Raw genomic sequence first — 1,227 nt, 5'->3', positions numbered from 1 at the left:
TGCCTTGACTTTTTCAAAGGCCGCCACGGTGGAATCCCAGTCACCCACGTTGCCCACCGATGCATAAAAGGTGTAGCCCAGGGCTTTTTGCTCGTCCAGCCACTTGGTGAAGTCGCGCGTGGGGCCGCAGCCCGCCACCACAGTGAAACCATCTTTGGCCAGCCGCTGGCAAATGGCGGTTCCAATGCCCCCCATACCACCGGTTACGTACGCTACTTGCTTTGCCATCGCTATCTCCTTGATTTTGTTAATTTCCGCGAAACCATTTTGCTACCAATTAAATAGCTACTTATACCGGCAGGACGCGGTCAAAGCACTGTTTTAGCTTAAATTTAGCGTTCCAGTGTGAGGGCGACCCCCATGCCGCCACCGATACACAGGCTGGCAATGCCCTTTTTGGCATCGCGGCGCACCATCTCATGCAGCAGCGTCACCAGGATGCGGCAACCGGATGCACCAATCGGGTGGCCAATGGCAATCGCGCCGCCATTGACGTTGACCTTGCTTGTGTCCCAGCCCATTTCAGCGTTCACCGCGCAGGCTTGTGCCGCAAAGGCTTCATTGATCTCCAGCAAGTCCAGGTCCTGCGCGTTCCAGCCAGCGCGCTGCAGCGCCTTGGTCGATGCGGGCACCGGACCCATGCCCATGTAGGCGGGGTCCAGCCCGGCCGTGGCGTAGCTTGCAATGCGCGCCAGGGGCTTGAGGCCCAGGGCCGCCGCCTTTTTGGCCGTCATGACCATCACGGCGGCAGCCCCATCGTTCAGGCCAGAGGCATTGCCGGCGGTCACGCTGCCGGCCTTGTCAAACGCCGGGCGCAAGCCTGCCAGGCCGTCAGCGCTGGTTTTTCGGTTGATGAACTCGTCGGCCGAAAACACCACCGCATCGCCTTTTTTCTGCGGAATGGTGATGGGAACGATCTCGTCCTTGAACTTGCCCGCGTCTTGCGCGGCCGCAGCCTTCGTCTGGCTGGCCAGCGCGAGGGCGTCCTGCATGGCGCGGTCAATGCCGTACTTTTTGCCTACGTTTTCTGCGGTGATGCCCATGTGGTACTGGTTGTAAACGTCCCAGAGTCCGTCCACGATCATGGTGTCGATCATTTTCCAGTCACCCATGCGCTGGCCTTCACGCGAGCCGTTCAACACATGCGGGGAAGCACTCATGTTTTCCTGGCCACCGGCAATCACGATGTCGCTGTCGCCGGTTGCCACGGCCTGCGCTGCGAGCATG

Annotated in this window: 2 protein-coding genes; both read right to left on the bottom strand. The window is 60.1% G+C overall.

What is annotated here, in order from left to right; translation table 11 throughout:
• Positions 1-228: SDR family NAD(P)-dependent oxidoreductase (locus Q8K05_RS11425; protein ID WP_305246728.1), on the bottom strand; the 228-nt coding region annotated here is incomplete at its 3' end.
• Positions 229-332: 104 nt separating this feature from the next.
• Positions 333-1,227: acetyl-CoA C-acetyltransferase (locus Q8K05_RS11420; RefSeq protein WP_305246727.1), on the bottom strand; the 895-nt coding region annotated here is incomplete at its 5' end.

Origin of the sequence: Polaromonas sp., assembly GCF_030682935.1 — a bacterium.
Lineage (GTDB): Bacteria > Pseudomonadota > Gammaproteobacteria > Burkholderiales > Burkholderiaceae_C > Polaromonas.
This window is presented reverse-complemented; position numbering and strand designations above follow the sequence as displayed.